At 62.9% G+C, this 585-nt stretch carries 1 protein-coding gene; it reads right to left on the bottom strand.

Going from position 1 to position 585, the window contains the following annotated elements; translation table 11 throughout:
• Positions 1-510: helix-turn-helix domain-containing protein (locus AWB68_RS45965; protein WP_143282099.1), on the bottom strand; the 510-nt coding region annotated here is incomplete at its 3' end.
• Positions 511-585 lie beyond the last annotated feature (75 nt).

The raw sequence follows: 585 nt of genomic DNA, 5'->3' as shown, positions 1-585 counted from the left end.
AACATACACCAGCAACGTGCAGGACGGTGCCCGTTCCTCGAACCAGTGATGGTCACAGCCGTCGATCTGTACCAGTTCGCCGAAACAGGCCCGTCGCGCACGCGGCTGATAAACCTTCGGTGGTCGCTGTTTGCGCGGCACCCATAGACCCGCATCCGTCATCAGGTGACGCACGGTTTCCTTCGACAGCACGAGGCCATGGCATTCGCGCAGTTTCTCGCACGCCAGCGTCGGACCAAAATCGGCGTAGCGCTCGTGGATCAGTCCAAGCGCCCGGTCAAGCACGATCTGCGGCAACTGATGATTACTGCGCGCGCCGCGCCGCTGCGAAACGACGCCAGCGGCGCCTTTGTCGCGGTAGCGGATCACGAGCCGCTCAACCTGGCGTCGGCTCAGACCCAGCCGCTCAGCAGCGCGCCAAGTCATCAGACGCGCCTCGGCGACAGCCTCGACGACCTTCAGCCGGTCAAGCTCCCGCATGCTCATTGTGATCGTCCCGGTGCGCGTCATGGCGGTCCCCATAGGCGGGAAAACCGCACCAGCATGCGCTACAGATCCCTTGGTACGACATCTGTACTTTGCTCA

The organism is Caballeronia choica (assembly GCF_001544535.1).
Classification (GTDB): domain Bacteria; phylum Pseudomonadota; class Gammaproteobacteria; order Burkholderiales; family Burkholderiaceae; genus Caballeronia; species Caballeronia choica.
The sequence above is the reverse complement of the archived record's forward strand: the minus strand, read 5'-3'. Positions and strand labels throughout refer to the sequence as shown.